Here is a 16325-nt window from a genome sequence, read left to right on the forward strand (position 1 = left end):
GGAGGGACGGGGTCGGTCGGGGAGGCGGTCAGTCGGAGAGGCCCGCGAGGTCGCGCAGGCGGCGGGCCTGGGCGGCGCGTTCGGCCACGCGCTGGTCCTCGTAGCCGCGGCCGGCGGCGCCGCGCAGCAGGGCCTTGGTCTCGATCACCGCGTCGCGCGGGGGCGCGACCAGGGCCGCGACGAGGTCCTGGACGGCGGCGTCGAGCTCGGCGCCGGGCACGACGAGGTTGGCCAGCCCGATGCGCTCGGCCTCCTCGGCCTGCACGAAGCGGCCCGTGGCGCAGATCTCCAGGGCGCGGGCGTAGCCCACGAGGGAGGTCAGCGGGTGCGTGCCGCCGAGGTCGGGCACCAGGCCCAGGCTGGTCTCGCGCATGGCGAACTGGACGTCGTCGGCCACGACGCGCAGGTCACAGGCCAGGGCGAGCTGGAAGCCCGCACCGATCGCGTGCCCCTGAACGGCCGCGATCGTGACGATGTCGTTGCGCCGCCACCAGGTGAACGCCTCCTGGTACTCGGCGATGGTGTCGTCCAGGGCCTCGTCGGAGCCGCGCGCCAGGTCCAGGAAGGACGGCTCGCCCTCGAAGCCCTCGGGCGTGAAGGCCTGCCGGTCCAGCCCCGCGGAGAAGGACTTGCCCTCGCCGCGCAGCACGACGACCCGGACGGTGCCCGGCAGCGACCGCCCGGCCTCCGCCAACGCCCGCCAGAGCGCGGGAGATTGGGCGTTTCGCTTGGCCGGATTGGTCAGCGTCACCGTGGCGACCGTGTCGTCGACGGTGAGCCGTACGCCGTCCTTGTCGAGCAGAGCCATCTGTAACGCCTCCGGTGTGCAGTCGGCCGTTGCGGGCGGCCGTCGGCCATAAGTGACTGCACAGTAACCACCCAGTCGGCCACGTGACCGACCGGGGGTCACCGAAGGTCCGGTTCCGGTGGGTCAGGCTGCTCCGGTCAGACCGAGGCCGCCTTCTTGCCGCGGGTCGCGCCGCCGCGACCACGCAGTGTGACTCCGGCTTCGCTGAGCATCCGGTGGACGAATCCGTAGGACCGGCCCGTCTCCTCGGCCAGCGCCCGGATGCTCGCACCGGAGTCGTACTTCTTCTTGAGGTCTGCCGCGAGCTTGTCGCGCGCGACGCCGGTCACCCGGCTGCCCTTCTTCAGAGTCTCGGCCACCCGTGCCTCCTCATGGAAGTGCGCTCTGGACTTCTCATGATCACCCCTCCCGGCCTTCCTGGCCACCCATTCCGCAAGGTCCGCACGACGGCATTTCCCGAGGAGTGGACACCGGAGCAGAACGGAATCTTCCCTTCCGCCACAAGGCTCCGGTGACGCTCCGCAACCGCCGGAGGGAAATTCCAGGTCAGGGGCCGCGCCGGGAATAAAAACGTCCCGGTCGCGCAGCAGGATCTGCGCGGCCGGGACGGAGTCACCGCGGTCGGCGGTACCAGACCGCCTCACTCAGATGATGGATCACCGGTGAGCCGAATGATCCAGAAGGGCTTCGATCAAGGAGACGGCGTGCGCCCCGGCCGGGTCAGGCCAGCGCCACCAGGTCCCGGTAGTCCGGGCCCCACAGGTCCTCGACACCGTCGGGCAGCAGGATGATCCGTTCCGGTTCCAGCGCCTCGACCGCGCCCTCGTCGTGCGTGACGAGGATGACCGCGCCCTTGTACGTGCGCAGCGCGCCGAGGATCTCCTCGCGGCTGGCCGGGTCGAGGTTGTTGGTGGGCTCGTCGAGCAGCAGCACGTTGGCGGAGGAGACCACCAGCGTGGCCAGGGCCAGCCGGGTCTTCTCGCCACCGGAGAGCACCCCGGCCGGCTTGTCCACGTCGTCGCCGGAGAACAGGAAGGAGCCCAGCACCTTGCGGACCTGGACCAGGTCCAGGTCGGGGGCGGAGGAGCGCATGTTCTCCAGGACCGTGCGCTCCGGGTCCAGGGTCTCGTGCTCCTGGGCGTAGTAGCCGAGCTTGAGGCCGTGACCGGGGGTGACCTGGCCCGTGTCCGGCTTCTCCGCGCCGGCCAGCAGCCGCAGCAGCGTGGTCTTGCCGGCGCCGTTGAGGCCGAGGATGACGACCCGGGAGCCCTTGTCGATCGCGAGGTCGACGTCGGTGAAGATCTCCAGCGAACCGTAGGACTTCGACAGCCCCTCGGCGGTGAGCGGGGTCTTGCCGCAGGGCGCGGGGTCGGGGAAGCGGAGCTTGGCAACCTTGTCGGACACCCGGACGGCCTCCAGGCCCGACAGCAGCCGGTCGGCGCGCTTGGCCATGTTCTGGGCCGCGACGGTCTTGGTGGCCTTGGCGCGCATCTTGTCGGCCTGGGCGTTGAGGGCCGCGGCCTTCTTCTCGGCGTTCTGGCGCTCGCGCTTGCGGCGCTTCTCGTCGGCCTCGCGCTGCTGCTGGTAGAGCTTCCAGCCCATGTTGTAGACGTCGATGACCGAGCGGTTGGCGTCCAGGTAGAACACCTTGTTCACGACCGTCTCGACCAGGTCGACGTCGTGGGAGATGACGATGAAGCCGCCGCGGTAGGTCTTCAGGTAGTCCCGCAGCCAGACGATCGAATCGGCGTCGAGGTGGTTGGTGGGCTCGTCGAGCAGCAGGGTGTCGGCGTCCGAGAAGAGGATCCGCGAGAGCTCCACGCGGCGGCGCTGACCGCCGGAGAGGGTGTGCAGCGGCTGGCCGAGGACCCGGTCGGGCAGTCCGAGGGCGGCCGCGATGGTGGCGGCCTCGGCCTCGGCGGCGTACCCGCCCTTGGTGAGGAACTCGGTCTCCTGGCGCTCGTACTGCTTGAGTGCCTTGTCCCGGGTGGCGCCGGAGCCGTTGGCGATGCGGTCCTCGTTGGCCCGCATCTTCTTGATCAGCACGTCGAGGCCGCGGGCGGAGAGGATCCGGTCGCGGGCCAGGACGTCGAGGTCGCCGGTACGGGGATCCTGCGGGAGGTAGCCCACCTCGCCGGACCGGGTGATGGCACCGGCGGCGGGCTGGCCCTCGCCGGCCAGGCACTTGGTGAGGGTGGTCTTGCCGGCGCCGTTGCGGCCGACGAGTCCGATGCGGTCGCCCTTGGCGACACGGAAGGAGGCGTTCTCGATGAGGACGCGGGCGCCGGCGCGCAGCTCGACGCCGGTGGCGGTGATCACGGAAATGCTCCAGGGCGGTGGGGACGGCGGAAGGGAGGGCGTGACGCGTGCTTCGACGCCGCTAATCCGCGAGGAGATTTGCCATGGGACCCATTCTAGCGGGGGTGTGCAACCGGTTTGCGGGCCGCGGGTGTGGGCTCGGGCACCTTTGGGACGTCCGCGGGCCGGGCCGGCCCCGTTCCCCCGTTCGGCCCCCGGACCACGCGCTCGGCCTGCGGCCCGTATCAGGATGAGGGGGCCGGCACCCGGCACAGGTGCGGCCACGTGGATCGAGGGCGGTGCGGGATGCAGTTCGACGACGACGCGAATCTGGACACCTCCGAGGTCAAGGACGTGCGCGGCAGCCGCGTCCCCGGCGGCCGGGCCACGATCGGCGGTGGGATCGCCGGCCTCGTCGCGCTGGTGCTGGCCCTGGTCTTCGGGGTGAGTCCGGACCAGCTCGGCCTGTCCACCGGGAACGAACCACAGGTCGGCCCGACCTCCTCCTCCGCCGCCCAGGTGCAGCAGGCCTGCCGGACCGGGCAGGACGCCAACCGGCGCGAGGACTGCCGGCTGGTGGCGGTGACCAACAGCACCCAGGACTTCTGGCGCCAGGAGTTCGCCCGGCGCGGGGGCACCTACAGTCCGGCGTCGACCGTGTTCTTCACCGGCCGGGTGAACACCGCCTGCGGGACGGCCACCTCGGCGGTGGGCCCGTTCTACTGCCCGGCCGACCGGCAGGTGTACCTGGACCTGGGGTTCTTCGAGGAGCTGCGGACCAAGTTCGGGGCCACCGGCGGCCCGTTCGCCCAGGCGTACGTGGTCGCCCACGAGTACGGGCACCACATCCAGAACCTGACCGGGACGCTCCAGCGCGCCCAGGACGGGCGGCAGGGCGCGAACAGCAACGCGGTGAAGGTCGAGCTGCAGGCCGACTGCTACGCCGGGGTGTGGGCGCACCACGCGACCCGGACCCCGGACGAGTCCACCGGCCGGCCACTGATCACCCTGCTGACCGACCAGGACATCCGGGACGGCCTGGACGCGGCGGCGGCGGTCGGCGACGACCGGATCCAGGAGAAGTTCCAGGGCCGGGTGACGCCGGAGTCCTGGACGCACGGGTCCGCCGAGCAGCGGCAGCAGTGGTTCTACCAGGGCTACCGGACCGGTGACATGGCCCGGTGCAACACCTTCCGCTGACGGTCGGCGGCGCCTGCCAGACTGTGCCGTGGGTCACACGCACGAGAGGGAGTGGTCGCCATGGCAGGGCACCCGTCCATCAGTCCGACGCTGCTGTACCGGGACGCGAAGACGGCCATCAAGGTGCTGACGGAGGCCTTCGGCTTCACCCAGGTCGCCGTGTACGAGGCGGAGAGCGGCGCAGTGGTCCACGCCGAGCTGGCCTACGGCAACGGCGTGGTGATGCTCGGCAGCAAGGGCACCGGCGGCGACTTCGACCGCGCCATGGCCGACGCGGGCCCGGCCGGGGTCTACGTGGTCGTGGAGGACGTGGACGCCCACCACCACCGGGCCTCCCAGCACGGCGTGCAGATCGTCATGCCCCCCACGGACCAGGACTACGGCTCCCGCGACTACATGGCCAAGGACCACGAGGGCAACATCTGGACCTTCGGCACCTACACCCCGGCAACCACCGCCACCTGACCCGAAGCCCCACGGCTACGCCCCACCCGTATGGACCTGGAACGCCGCCCGGCGCACCGCCTTGGCCAACGCCGGGTCCGGATGCGCCGCGGCCAGCGCCACCAGCACCTGCACGGTGCGTGGATGCCCCACCGCCCGCACCTCGTCCAGCAGCCGCGGCACGGTCGTCCGCACGGCCGAGTCCAGGTGTCGCGCCAGCAGGTCCCCCTCGCCGTGGTCGGCGATGGCGGCGGCGGTGTCCACCCACAGCCAGGTCGCCTCCTCCGGGGTGAGGACGTCCGGGGCGTCCTCCGGATCGGCCCCGTCGTGCTCGGCGAGCCACAGCAGCGCGTAGGGCCGCAGGCTCGCCTCCCGCGCGGCGGCCCGCACCTCCGGCTCGGCCGGGGCGCCGACCACCCGCAGCGCCTCGAAGGCCAGCCCGCGCAGCAGCGCGTCGTCACCGCGGGCGGCCTGGAGCAGCTCGCTGACGGCGTGCCCGACGGGCCGCGCGGCCAGCCAGGCCCGGTACTCGGCACGGGCCGGCCCGGGAGTGAGCCGGGCGCACCCGTGCAGCATGGCGGCGGCGGACTGCTCGATGTTGCCGGCCGGGCTCTGCGCGGCCACGCAGATCTGCTCCAGCTTCACCCACACGGCCCAGCTGCCGAGCGGGGTGAGGGAGGCCTGGGCGGGCCCCAGGGTGACGGCGTCCACGGCCGCCAGGCCGCCGAGCGCCCAGCGCAGCAGCCGGACGAGCGGGAGCGGCCGGTCGGCGGCCTCGGTGTCGGGGCCGGTCCCGTCCGGGCCGTACGGCACCTCGCAGCGCTCGTCGCGCAGTTCGGCGACGCGCTGGCCGAGCAGGTCCAGCAGGTCCGGGACGCTGACCGGTCCGGCCGAGAGCTGGAGCAGCGACAGCAGCTGCGGCATGGCCTCGACGACCTCGGCGACGGCCGCGGGGGCGAGGTCGGCGGGGGCCGGGTGGACCAGGGACCAGGCGTCGAACAGGGCGACCCAGCCGCGCAGGACGGCGGTGTCGTCACTGTCCCAGGCGCGCATCCGCCAGCCGGGGCGGGCGGTGCCGCCGTGCACCTCGACCAGTCCGGCCAGCCGGGCCCGGTCCCAGCCGGCCTGGACCTGGCCGTGCGTCAGACCGAGCTGGGCGGCGGCCCGTTCGACGTCGGCGGGGGGCAGTGCACCGGCCGGTACGGGCCGGGAGCCGTCCGCCGCGCCGAGGTGGTGCTCGGCCCAGCGGGCGACGCGGTGCGCGCCGGCGAGTGAGGCCCGGGCCCGGTTCGCGAGGTCGGCCTGTGCGGGGGTGCCCGCCGGCGGCCGGGGCGCGGGCCGGGTGCGCCGGTCGGTGACCGCCTTGCGGGCGGTGGCGACCGAACGCGAGGAGACGAGTCGGAGTCTGGAGTCGCGAGCCAACTGCTCATCAGGCTTTCGGGACGTCACGGAAGCAGTCTCGCCCGTCACGCGCCGAAAGCCCAAACGGAACGTCACGTTACTGCTGGTCGACAGGGGGACGGACCCGGACAACACGGCCTGGTCGCACGGGAGTCGCACGATCGTGGTACGGCGTTCACATTCCGTCCCGCATCTCCTCACATGTGGGGGGTGAGGAACCTGCGCAGGACCTCCTCGTACCCGTCGGGGTCGGCGTTCCACATCGCACCGTGGGAGGCGTCCCGGACGGTGTGCAGGGTCACGATGTCGGGCCGGGCCGCGGCCAGGGCGCGGGAGGGGCCCCAGGGGGCGAGGGTGTCCTCGGGACCGTGCAGCAGCAGGACGGGGACCTGCAGGACGTCCGGGTCGGCGGCCGGGGCCCGGTGGTCGGCCCGCAGCCCGGCCCGGCTCTCGGCGGCCAGGACCGCGAGCGGCAGCACCGGGGCGGGGGTGCCGCGGGCGGCGGCCAGGTTCCGGAAGGTGGTGCGCCGGTCGAGCACCGGGGAGTCCAGGACCAGGGCGCAGACGGAGTCGGCGACGGCCGACCGCTCGACGGCGCGCAGGGCCATGGTGGCTCCGGTGGACCAGCCGTACAGGACGATGCGGCGGGCGCCGAAGCGGAGGGCGTAGCGCAGGGCGGCGTCCACGTCGCGCCACTCCGACTCGCCGAGGTGGCCCAGGCCGTCCGGGGACTCGGGGGCGCCCAGGTCACCGCGGTAGGCGAGGTCGAGGACGGGGAGCTGGTAGCGGTGCAGGAAGGGCATGACGACCATCGGGTGCTCGCGGGTGGTGCCCAGCCCGTGCACGGTGATCACCCAGGTGTCGCGGACGGCGGGGACGAACCAGGCGGGCAGGCCGCCGAGCTCTCCGGGGACGTCGACGTCGGCGTGGTCGAGCCCGAGGGCGCCGTGCGGGTCGCCGGCGTGGACCTGCGCGGTGAAGTGGACCCGGGTGCCGGGGTCGAGCCGGCCGTGGGTGACGGCGAGCAGGCGCCGCACCACGGTGTCGGGCGTCTGCGCGGCGCCGGGCAGCACGGGGCCGACGACCGCGTGCACGCCGGGTGCGTGGAGTCCGTAGGTCCCGGGGCGCAGGGAGGCCGCCGACCGGGTGAGGGCGATGCGGCCGCCCTCGGCGGAGTGGACGACGAGGGAGGGCTCGCCGGGCAGCGGGTGGCCCGGCCGGGGTCGCAGCGCGGCGTCGGCGGCGTACCGGCCGGCCGCGACGGCGGCGGCGCCGGCCCCGAGCAGCGTGGTGGTGACGGCCGCAGCCGTCGCTGTAGCGGTGCGCACCCTCCCAGTCTCGGACGGTGGCGGCGCGCGGGCCAGCCGGGGGACGCCGGCGCCGGCCGCGGATTCCGTTTCGCGTGACATGGGTCTCGCCGCGGGGGGCTTGCGGGGGACTTCCGCCCCGGTTCCGGGCCTGCGGCGCAGGTCCAGAACCCCCTCCTGACGTGCGCAAATCGGGAGGAGTGGGAAAGAATCAGGACCAGTGGCCTGAACCCGCTCCAGGGGGAGACACCGCGACGCCCAGGTCAGTTCACTTTCCGTTCACTCAGATTGCCTACGTTCGTCGCGCCACTGACGTCACACAGAAGCCTGGGTAAATGGAGCACATAACGCTTCTCCTCGGGATCGTGATCATCACCGCTCTCGTGTTCGACTTCACGAACGGTTTCCACGACACCGCCAACGCGATGGCGACCACCATCTCGACCGGCGCCCTCAAGCCCAAGACGGCGGTGGCCATGTCCGCCGTGCTCAACCTCGTCGGCGCCTTCATGTCCGTGGAGGTCGCCAAGACGATCTCCAAGGGCCTCGTCAACGAAGAGGGCATCCAGCCCGAAGTGATCTTCGCCGCCCTGGTCGGCGCGATCCTGTGGAACCTGCTGACGTGGCTGGTGGGCCTGCCCTCCAGCTCCTCGCACGCCCTGATGGGCGGCCTGATCGGTGCCGCGGTCGCCTCCGCCGGCATCGGCGCGGTCAACGGCAGCACCGTCGTCACCAAGGTCCTCATCCCGGCCGTCGCCGCCCCGATCGTGGCCGGTGTGGCCTCGATGCTGGCCGCCCGGGTCACCTACAAGCTCGGCTCCCAGGTCGACGACCGCACCTCCGCCAAGGGCTACAAGGCCGGTCAGATCGCCTCGGCCGGTCTGGTCTCCCTCGCGCACGGCACGAACGACGCGCAGAAGACGATGGGCATCATCACCCTGGCCCTGGTCGCCGGAGGCGCGCTCGCGCCCGGCTCCAACCCGCCGGTGTGGGTCATCGTCTCCGCCGGTCTGGCGATCGCCCTCGGCACCTACCTGGGCGGCTGGCGCATCATCCGCACCATGGGCAAGGGCCTGACCGACCTCCAGCCGCAGCAGGGCTTCGCCGCCCAGACCTCGGCCGCGAGCGTCATCCTGGCCTCCTCCACCCTCGGCTTCTCCCTGTCCACCACCCACGCGTGCTCCGGCGCGGTCATGGGCGCCGGCCTCGGCCGCAAGGGCGGCGTGGTCCGCTGGTCCACCGCGACCCGCATGTTCGTCGCCTGGGGCCTGACCCTGCCGGCCGCCGCGCTGGTGGGTGCCGGTGCCGAGTACGTCATGCGCACCGGTGACGTGGGCGTCGCCGCCGTGACCGTCTTCCTGGTGGGCTCCTGCCTGGCCATCTGGCTGATCTCCCGCCGCCAGGTCGTCGACCACCACAACGTCAACCAGGTCGAGAGCGACGAGGCCCCCGGCGTGGTCACCACCGCCATGGCCGCCGTCACCGTCCCGCCGGCCGGCACCCCGGCCACCGTGGGCGAGGCCCTGAAGGCCACCATCCCGGCCCCGGCGCACACGACCGGCGAGACCCCGGCCGCCCCGGCCGCGGTCTGACCGGCCACTCGACAGAGGATTCAGCAGTATGAAGATCGACTGGGCAGCACTGGGCACCGTCTTCGGTGTCAGTCTCTCCGCCACCGTCGCCCTCGTGACGCTGTTCGTCCTGGGCATCGTCGGCCTCTCCAAGCACGAGGCCGCCACCGCCCAGGGCGGCACCGCCACCCTGGCCCGCAGCGGCGCCTACGCCTGCTTCGCCGTGTGCGCGGCGGCGGTCGCGTACGCGATCTACCTGATCGTCTCCTGACGGCACACTCGCAGCGCACGTCGCAGGCGCACCACGCACCACAAGGACTCCTCCGGGCCCGGCCCGCGGGGAGTCCTTCGTTTCACCAGGTCAACGGCAAGTTGACGGGCGTTCGCGGAGCGTGGTGGACTGCCCGGGCCAATACGGCGGCAGGAGAGGAAGTCCGGTGCGAATCCGGCGCGGTCCCGCCACTGTCACCGGGGGGTACGCCACGTACCCGCCGGGAGCCAGGAACTCTCGCCGCCGGTCACGTCGAACCAGGGCGCGGACCCTGAGTGAGGACATACCTGCGACCATGCGTGCCGATCGCGTCTTCGCGTACGGCGCCGCGGCGGGCCTGATCGGCGACCGGATCCTCGGGGATCCGCGCCGTGGGCACCCCGTGGCCGCCTTCGGACGAGCCGCCGCCGCCGTCGAACGTGCCCTGTGGCGCGACGACCGCGCCCGCGGCGCCCTGCACACCGCCGTCTGCGTCTCGGGCGCGGTGGCCGTCGGCGTCCTCGCCGACCGGGCCGCCCGGGCCCTGCCCGGCGCCGCCCGTGCCGCCTCCCGGGTGGCCCTGACCGCCGCCGCCACCTGGGCCGTCGTGGGCGGGACCTCGCTGGGCCGGGAGGCCCGGGCCATCGGCGGCGCGCTCGCCGCCGGGGACACCGAGGTGGCCCGGGAGCGGCTGCCGCACCTGTGCGGGCGCGACCCCCAGGCGCTGGACGATCAGCAGATCGCCCGGGCCGTGGTGGAGTCCGTGGCCGAGAACACCTCCGACGCGGTCGTCGGCGCGCTGGTGTGGGGCGCCGTGGGCGGGGTGCCGGGGCTGCTGGCGTTCCGCGCGGTCAACACCCTGGACGCGATGGTGGGCCACAGGTCGCCCCGCCACCTGCGCTACGGCTGGGCCTCGGCGCGGCTGGACGACCTCGCCGGCTGGCCCGGTGCCCGGCTGACCGCGCTGGCCGCCGCCCTGGCCGGCCCCGACCCGCGGGGCGCCGTACGGGCGTGGCGGGCGGACGCCGCCGCGCACCCGAGCCCCAACGCGGGCCCGGTGGAGGCCTCGTTCGCCGGGGCCCTGGGCGTCCGGCTGGGCGGCACGCTGGCGTACGGCGGCCGGGTCGAGCACCGGGCGGTGCTCAACGGCGGGCACGGGCGGCCGGTGGAGGTCGCCGACATCGAACGGGCCGTACGGCTGTCCCGGCGGGTGACCTGGGTGGCGCTGGGCACCTGCGTCGCGGGCCGGTGCGCGGCGGCCGGCGTACGCCGGGCGGTACGGGCGGCGCGAACGGGACGGACGGCACGGGTGCGGAGGGGACGCGGATGAGTACGGGCAAGCGCGCGGGCGGTCTGCTGGTCGCGGGCACGACCTCGGACGCCGGCAAGAGCGTGGTCACGGCGGGGATCTGCCGGTGGCTGGTGCGCCAGGGCGTGAAGGTGGCGCCGTTCAAGGCACAGAACATGTCGCTGAACTCCTTCGTCACGCAGGAGGGCGCCGAGATCGGCCGGGCCCAGGCCATGCAGGCCCAGGCGGCCCGCGTCGAGCCGTCCGCCCTGATGAACCCGGTGCTGCTCAAGCCCGGCAGCGACCGCAGCAGCCAGGTGGTGCTGCTGGGCAGGCCGGTGGGCGAGATGAGCGCCCGTGGCTACCACGGCGGGCGCCAGGAGCAGTTGCTCGGCGTGGTCACGGACTGCCTGGAGCAGCTGCGGGGCACGTATGACGCCGTGATCTGCGAGGGGGCGGGCAGTCCGGCCGAGATCAACCTGCGCCGGACCGACATCGTGAACATGGGCATCGCGCGGGCCGCGCGCTTCCCGGTGGTCGTCGTGGGCGACATCGACCGGGGCGGGGTCTTCGCGTCCTTCTTCGGCACCACGGCCCTGCTGGCGCCCGAGGACCAGGCGCTGGTCGCCGGCTACCTGGTGAACAAGTTCCGCGGCGACGTCTCGCTGCTGGAGCCCGGTCTGGAGATGCTGCACGGCATCACGGGCCGGCGGTCGTACGGCGTACTGCCCTACCGGCACGGGCTGGGCATCGACGAGGAGGACGGGCTGCGGGTGTCGCTGCGCGGCGCGGTGCGCGAGTCGGTGGTGGCCCCGCCGGTCGGCGAGGACGTGCTGCGGGTCGCGGTGTGCGCGGTGCCGCTGATGTCGAACTTCACGGACGTGGATGCGCTGGCCGCCGAACCCGGCGTGGTGGTGCGCTTCGTGGACCGGCCCGAGGAGCTGGCCGACGCCGACCTGGTCGTCGTCCCCGGCACCCGGGGCACCGTACGGGCCCTGGAGTGGCTGCGCGAGCGCGGTCTCGCGGACGCGCTGGCCCGGCGGGCGGCCGAGGGCCGGCCCGTGCTGGGCATCTGCGGCGGCTTCCAGGCCCTCGGCGAGCGCATCGAGGACGAGGTGGAGTCCCGGGCGGGCGTGGTGGACGGGCTCGGGCTGCTGCCCGTACGGGTGCGCTTCGCGCGCGAGAAGACCCTGGCCCGGCCGACCGGTTCGGCGCTGGGCGAGCCGGTCTCCGGGTACGAGATCCACCACGGGGTGGCCGAGGTGCTGGGCGGGGAGCCGTTCCTCGACGGGTGCCGGGTGGGTCCGGTGTGGGGGACGCACTGGCACGGCTCGCTGGAGTCGGACGCCTTCCGCCGGGCGTTCCTGCGCGAGGTCGCCGCGGCGGCCGGGCGCCGGTTCGTCCCGGCACCGGACACCTCGTTCGGCGCGCTGCGCGAGGAACAGCTCGACCTGCTGGGCGACATGATCGAGGAACACGCCGACACCGGCGCCCTGCTGCGGCTGATCGAGGACGGGGCCCCGGCGGGGCTGCCGTTCCTGCCGCCGGGCGCGCCGGCCTTCCCTCCGCACGCTGCCGCCACCACCGAAGGAGCCGCATGAGCACCCCGTACCCGTTCACCGCGGTCGTCGGCCAGACCGACCTCCGGCTGGCGCTGCTGCTGAACGCCGTCAGCCCGGCGGTCGGCGGGGTGCTGGTGCGCGGCGAGAAGGGCACCGCCAAGTCCACCGCCGTGCGGGCGCTGACCGCCCTGCTGCCGCAGGTCGACGTGGTGCCCGGCTGCCGGTTCTCCTGCGCGCCGGCCGCGCCCGACCCCCACTGCCCCGACGGCCCGCACGAGGTCGGCACCGGCGCCGAGCGGCCCGCCCGGATGGTGGAGCTGCCGGTCGGCGCCTCCGAGGACCGGCTGGTCGGCGCCCTGGACATCGAACGGGCCCTGGCGGAGGGCGTGAAGGCCTTCGAGCCGGGCCTGCTCGCGGACGCGCACCGCGGCATCCTCTACGTGGACGAGGTCAACCTGCTCCACGACCACCTGGTCGACGTGCTGCTGGACGCCGCCGCGATGGGCGCCTCGTACGTGGAGCGCGAGGGCGTCTCCGTACGGCACGCCGCCCGCTTCCTGCTGGTCGGCACCATGAACCCGGAGGAGGGCGAGCTGCGTCCGCAGCTGCTCGACCGGTTCGGCCTCACCGTCGAGGTGGCCGCCTCGCGCGAGCCCGCGCAACGGGTCGAGGTCGTCCGCCGCCGGCTGTCCTACGAGGACGACCCGGCTGCCTTCGCCACCCGCTGGGCCGCCGACGAGGCCGAGGTCCGGGGCCGCGTGGTGGCCGCCCGGACGCTGCTGCCGCGGGTGGTGCTCGGGGACCGGGCACTGCTGATGATCGCCGCGACCTGTGCCGGGTTCGAGGTGGACGGCATGCGGGCCGACATCGTGATGGCCCGGACCGCCACGGCGCTGGCCGCGTGGGCGGGCCGGACGGCGGTGCGCAAGGAGGACGTCCGGCAGGCGGCCCTGCTGGCGCTCCCCCACCGCCGGCGCCGCAACCCCTTCGACGCGCCCGGACTGGACGAGGACCGGCTCGACGAGATCCTGGACCGGTTCGACGAGGACGAGCCGGAGCCCGACCCGGACCCGGACCCGGAGCCGCAGGGCCCCGACGACGGCGGCGACGGTGACGGCCCGGACGGCGGCGGCCCCGACGGCGACGGCCCGGCTCCGCAGGACGAGGCGCAGGACACGGCCCCCGACCCGCGCTCGCCGCAGGAGCAGCCGGAGCCCGGGCCGGAGCGGGAGCCCGAGCCGGAGCCGGCGCGCGGCGAGGCCCCGGCCCCCGCCGCGGGGCAGGACGGCCCGCAGGAGGCGCCCGGCCAGGCGGCCGTGCCCGCGGCCGAGCCGTTCCGGACCCGGATGTTCAGCGTGCCCGGCCTCGGCGACGGCGCCGCCGGCCGCCGCTCCCGGGCCCGTACGGCGCACGGCCGGACCGTGGGCGCCCAGCGCCCGCGCGGGCAGCTGACCAAGCTCCACCTGGCCGCGACCGTGCACGCCGCCGCCCCGCACCAGCGGGCGCGCGGGCGGGACGGGCGCGGGCTGGTGGTCCGCAAGGACGACCTGCGCCAGGCCACCCGGGAGGGCCGCGAGGGCAACCTGGTGCTGTTCGTGGTGGACGCCTCGGGCTCCATGGCGGCGCGGCAGCGGATGAGCGCCGTCAAGGGCGCCGTGCTCTCCCTGCTGCTGGACGCCTACCAGCGTCGCGACAAGGTCGGCCTGATCACGTTCCGCGGCGCGGCCGCCGAGCTGGCGCTGCCGCCGACCTCCTCGGTGGACGCGGCCGCCGCCCGCCTGGAACGGCTGCCCACGGGCGGGCGCACCCCGCTCGCGGCCGGTCTGCTCAAGGCCCACGAGGTGCTGCGCATCGAGAAGCTGCGCGATCCCTCGCGCCGTCCGCTGCTGGTGGTCGTGACCGACGGCCGGGCCACCTCGGCCGGGGCGCTGGGCGGCGACCCGCGCGCCCTGGCGAGCCGTTCGGCGCGGCTGCTGCACGCCGAGGGCGTCGCCTCCGTGGTCGTGGACTGCGAGAGCGGCCACGTCCGGCTGGGGCTGGCCGCCGCGCTCGCCGCCGACCTCGGCGGCCCGGCCGTGACCCTCGACGGGCTGCGGGCCGACGCGCTGGCCGGGCTCGTGAAGAACGTCCGTACCTCCGTACCGTCCCCCTCCCACAGGAAGGCCGCGTAATGCCGAAGGGACAGCCGTCCGTCATTCCCGACGACGGGCTCACCACCCGCCAGCGCCGCAACCGCCCGCTGGTCTTCGTCCACACCGGGCCCGGCAAGGGCAAGTCGACGGCCGCGTTCGGGCTCGCGCTGCGGGCCTGGAACCAGGGCTGGCCGATCGGGGTGTTCCAGTTCGTCAAGTCGGCGAAGTGGAAGGTCGGCGAGGAGAACGCGCTCAAGGTGCTCGGCGAGAGCGGCAAGGGCGGTTCCGTCGTCTGGCACAAGATGGGAGAGGGCTGGTCCTGGGTCCAGCGCGACGCCCAGCTCGACAACGAGCAGGCGGCCAAGGAAGGCTGGGAGCAGGTCAAGCGTGACCTGGCGGCCGAGACGCACAAGCTGTACGTGCTGGACGAGTTCGCGTACCCGATGCACTGGGGCTGGATCGACGTGGACGAGGTGGTCGAGGTGCTGCGGAACCGTCCCGGCACCCAGCACGTGGTGATCACCGGCCGCAACGCGCCTCAGAAGCTGGTGGAGTTCGCGGACCTGGTCACCGAGATGACCAAGGTCAAGCACCCGATGGACACCGGCCAGAAGGGCCAGAAGGGCATCGAGTGGTGACGTCCGTCCCCCGGCTGGTGATCGCCGCTCCCTCCTCGGGGAGCGGCAAGACCACGGTCGCGACCGGCCTGATGGCCGCCTTCGCGGAACGCGGCCTGGCCGTGTCCCCGCACAAGGCCGGGCCCGACTACATCGACCCCGGCTACCACGCGCTGGCCACCGGCCGGCCGGGGCGCAACCTCGACGCGTTCCTGTGCGGGCCGGAGCTGGTCGCTCCGCTGTTCGCGCACGGGGCGGCCGGGTGCGACCTGGCCGTGGTCGAGGGCGTGATGGGCCTGTACGACGGTGCGGCGGGGCGGGGCGAGCTGGCCTCGACGGCGCAGGTGGCCAAGCTGCTGCGGGCGCCGGTGGTGCTGGTGGTCGACGCGTCCTCGCAGTCGCGGTCGGTGGCGGCCCTGGTGCACGGCTTCGCCTCGTTCGACCCGCAGGTGCGGCTCGGCGGGGTGATCCTGAACAAGGTCGGGTCGGACCGGCACGAGGTGATGCTGCGCGAGGCGCTGGAGGAGGCCGGGATGCCGGTCCTCGGCGTCCTGAGGCGGGCCCCGCAGGTGGCCACCCCGTCGCGGCACCTCGGCCTGGTGCCCGTGGCCGAACGCCGCACCGACGCCGTGGCCGCCGTGGCGGCCCTGGCCGAGCAGGTCCGCCAGGGCTGCGACCTGGACGCCCTGCTGTCCCTGGCGCGCACGGCCCCGCCCGTGCCGTGCGAGCCGTGGGCGCCCGAGCAGGCCCTTCAAGCCCACCCCGTCCCGTCCCGTGGCGGGGGTCCGGCCGCGGACCCCGGGGCGGGGCCCAGGCCGGTCGTCGCGGTGGCCGGGGGCGCGGCGTTCACCTTCTCCTACGCCGAGCACGCCGAGCTCCTCACGGCCGCCGGAGCGGACGTGGTGACGTTCGACCCGCTGCACGACGAGGCCCTGCCCGACGGCACGGCGGGTCTGGTCGTCGGCGGTGGGTTCCCCGAGGTCTACGCCAAGGACCTGGGCGCCAACGAGCGCCTGCGCAAGGCGGTGGCCGAGCTGGCGGCCGCCTCGGCCCCGGTGGCGGCCGAGTGCGCCGGGCTGCTCTACCTCGTGCGGTCCCTCGACGGGACCCCGATGTGCGGGGTCATCGACGCCGAGGCCCGGATGTCCGAGCGCTTGACCCTGGGCTACCGCGAGGCCGTGGCGGTGTCGGACAGCCCGCTCGCGGCGGCCGGCACCCGCATCCGCGGGCACGAGTTCCACCGCACGGTGGTGGAGCCGTCGGCGGGAGCCGCCCCCGCCTGGGGGTTCACCCACCCCGAGCGCCGGGTCGAAGGCTTCGTGCAGCAGGGCGTGCACGCCAGCTACCTGCACACCCACTGGGCGGCGCAGCCCTCGGTGGCGGCCCGCCTCACGGCGGCGGCGCGGGTGCACGCCGTGGCCCGGGAGCACCCGGCCGCGCCATGAGC

14 protein-coding genes and 1 riboswitch are annotated in these 16325 nt (G+C 74.3%); of the genes, 9 read left to right on the plus strand and 5 right to left on the minus strand.

The window, feature by feature from the left end; genetic code table 11:
* Positions 1-28: 28 nt before the first annotated feature.
* From EF918_RS10790 to EF918_RS10800, 3 genes are all read right to left on the minus strand, one after another.
* A complete protein-coding gene (locus EF918_RS10790; RefSeq protein ID WP_125644190.1) occupies positions 29-808 on the minus strand; it encodes an enoyl-CoA hydratase/isomerase family protein in 780 nt (259 codons plus the stop codon).
* Between the two features lie 137 nt (positions 809-945).
* Positions 946-1167, minus strand: a complete 222-nt coding sequence (locus EF918_RS10795; protein ID WP_185921691.1) for a helix-turn-helix domain-containing protein — start codon at positions 1165-1167, stop codon at positions 946-948.
* 361 nt (positions 1168-1528) lie between these two features.
* Positions 1529-3127, minus strand: a complete 1599-nt coding sequence (locus tag EF918_RS10800; RefSeq protein WP_125644194.1) for an ABC-F family ATP-binding cassette domain-containing protein — start codon at positions 3125-3127, stop codon at positions 1529-1531.
* A 285-nt stretch (positions 3128-3412) separates the two neighbouring features.
* Here EF918_RS10800 and EF918_RS10805 point away from each other — a divergent pair, with 285 nt between their 5' ends.
* Together EF918_RS10805 and EF918_RS10810 are read left to right on the plus strand one after the other, a co-directional pair.
* Positions 3413-4306 (plus strand): neutral zinc metallopeptidase, encoded by an 894-nt coding sequence (locus EF918_RS10805; protein ID WP_125644196.1) that lies wholly within the window; start codon positions 3413-3415, stop codon positions 4304-4306.
* Positions 4307-4366: 60 nt separating this feature from the next.
* Entirely contained in the window at positions 4367-4771 is a 405-nt protein-coding gene (locus EF918_RS10810) for a VOC family protein (protein WP_125644198.1), read from the plus strand.
* 15 nt (positions 4772-4786) lie between these two features.
* Here the strand turns inward: EF918_RS10810 and EF918_RS10815 are convergent, their stop codons facing one another.
* Both EF918_RS10815 and EF918_RS10820 read right to left on the minus strand, forming a co-directional pair.
* Complete coding sequence (locus EF918_RS10815) at positions 4787-6199, minus strand: hypothetical protein (RefSeq protein ID WP_260610055.1); 1413 nt, start codon at positions 6197-6199, stop codon at positions 4787-4789.
* 149 nt (positions 6200-6348) lie between these two features.
* Positions 6349-7479, minus strand: coding sequence for a S9 family peptidase (locus tag EF918_RS10820; protein WP_125644200.1), 1131 nt, complete (start codon positions 7477-7479; stop codon positions 6349-6351).
* 314 nt (positions 7480-7793) lie between these two features.
* Between EF918_RS10820 and EF918_RS10825 the strand changes: the two genes are divergently transcribed.
* From EF918_RS10825 to EF918_RS10855, 7 genes are all read left to right on the plus strand, one after another.
* Positions 7794-9050: an inorganic phosphate transporter gene (locus EF918_RS10825; RefSeq protein ID WP_125644202.1), complete on the plus strand. Its 1257-nt coding sequence runs from the start codon at positions 7794-7796 to the stop codon at positions 9048-9050.
* A gap of 28 nt (positions 9051-9078) precedes the next feature.
* A complete protein-coding gene (locus EF918_RS10830; RefSeq protein ID WP_125644204.1) occupies positions 9079-9300 on the plus strand; it encodes a hypothetical protein in 222 nt (73 codons plus the stop codon).
* A gap of 154 nt (positions 9301-9454) precedes the next feature.
* Positions 9455-9537, plus strand: a riboswitch (cobalamin riboswitch).
* Positions 9538-9595: 58 nt separating this feature from the next.
* Positions 9596-10609 (plus strand): cobalamin biosynthesis protein, encoded by a 1014-nt coding sequence (locus EF918_RS10835; RefSeq protein WP_125644206.1) that lies wholly within the window; start codon positions 9596-9598, stop codon positions 10607-10609.
* Positions 10606-12168: a cobyric acid synthase gene (locus tag EF918_RS10840; protein ID WP_125644208.1), complete on the plus strand. Its 1563-nt coding sequence runs from the start codon at positions 10606-10608 to the stop codon at positions 12166-12168. Before EF918_RS10835 ends, EF918_RS10840 begins: the two co-directional genes overlap by 4 nt.
* Positions 12165-14300, plus strand: coding sequence for a putative cobaltochelatase (locus EF918_RS10845; protein ID WP_125644210.1), 2136 nt, complete (start codon positions 12165-12167; stop codon positions 14298-14300). The genes EF918_RS10840 and EF918_RS10845 overlap by 4 nt, the downstream gene beginning before the upstream one ends.
* Positions 14300-14899, plus strand: a complete 600-nt coding sequence (gene cobO / locus EF918_RS10850) for a cob(I)yrinic acid a,c-diamide adenosyltransferase (protein WP_125644213.1) — start codon at positions 14300-14302, stop codon at positions 14897-14899. Before EF918_RS10845 ends, cobO begins: the two co-directional genes overlap by 1 nt.
* On the plus strand, positions 14896-16323 hold the full coding sequence (locus EF918_RS10855; RefSeq protein ID WP_125644215.1) for a cobyrinate a,c-diamide synthase: 1428 nt from the start codon (positions 14896-14898) through the stop codon (positions 16321-16323). Before cobO ends, EF918_RS10855 begins: the two co-directional genes overlap by 4 nt.
* Positions 16324-16325: the final 2 nt, after the last annotated feature.

It is taken from the genome of Streptomyces sp. WAC06614, from assembly GCF_003949795.1.
GTDB lineage: Bacteria > Actinomycetota > Actinomycetes > Streptomycetales > Streptomycetaceae > Streptomyces.

Coding starts and splice junctions, on each gene's coding strand:
- EF918_RS10805 (WP_125644196.1), top strand. CDS start 3,413: ATGCAGTTCGACGACGACGCGAATCTGGACACCTCCGAGGTCAAGGAC.
- EF918_RS10835 (WP_125644206.1), top strand. CDS start 9,596: ATGCGTGCCGATCGCGTCTTCGCGTACGGCGCCGCGGCGGGCCTGATC.
- EF918_RS10825 (WP_125644202.1), top strand. CDS start 7,794: ATGGAGCACATAACGCTTCTCCTCGGGATCGTGATCATCACCGCTCTC.
- EF918_RS10845 (WP_125644210.1), top strand. CDS start 12,165: ATGAGCACCCCGTACCCGTTCACCGCGGTCGTCGGCCAGACCGACCTC.
- EF918_RS10840 (WP_125644208.1), top strand. CDS start 10,606: ATGAGTACGGGCAAGCGCGCGGGCGGTCTGCTGGTCGCGGGCACGACC.
- EF918_RS10790 (WP_125644190.1), bottom strand. CDS start 808: ATGGCTCTGCTCGACAAGGACGGCGTACGGCTCACCGTCGACGACACG.
- cobO (WP_125644213.1), top strand. CDS start 14,300: ATGCCGAAGGGACAGCCGTCCGTCATTCCCGACGACGGGCTCACCACC.
- EF918_RS10830 (WP_125644204.1), top strand. CDS start 9,079: ATGAAGATCGACTGGGCAGCACTGGGCACCGTCTTCGGTGTCAGTCTC.
- EF918_RS10810 (WP_125644198.1), top strand. CDS start 4,367: ATGGCAGGGCACCCGTCCATCAGTCCGACGCTGCTGTACCGGGACGCG.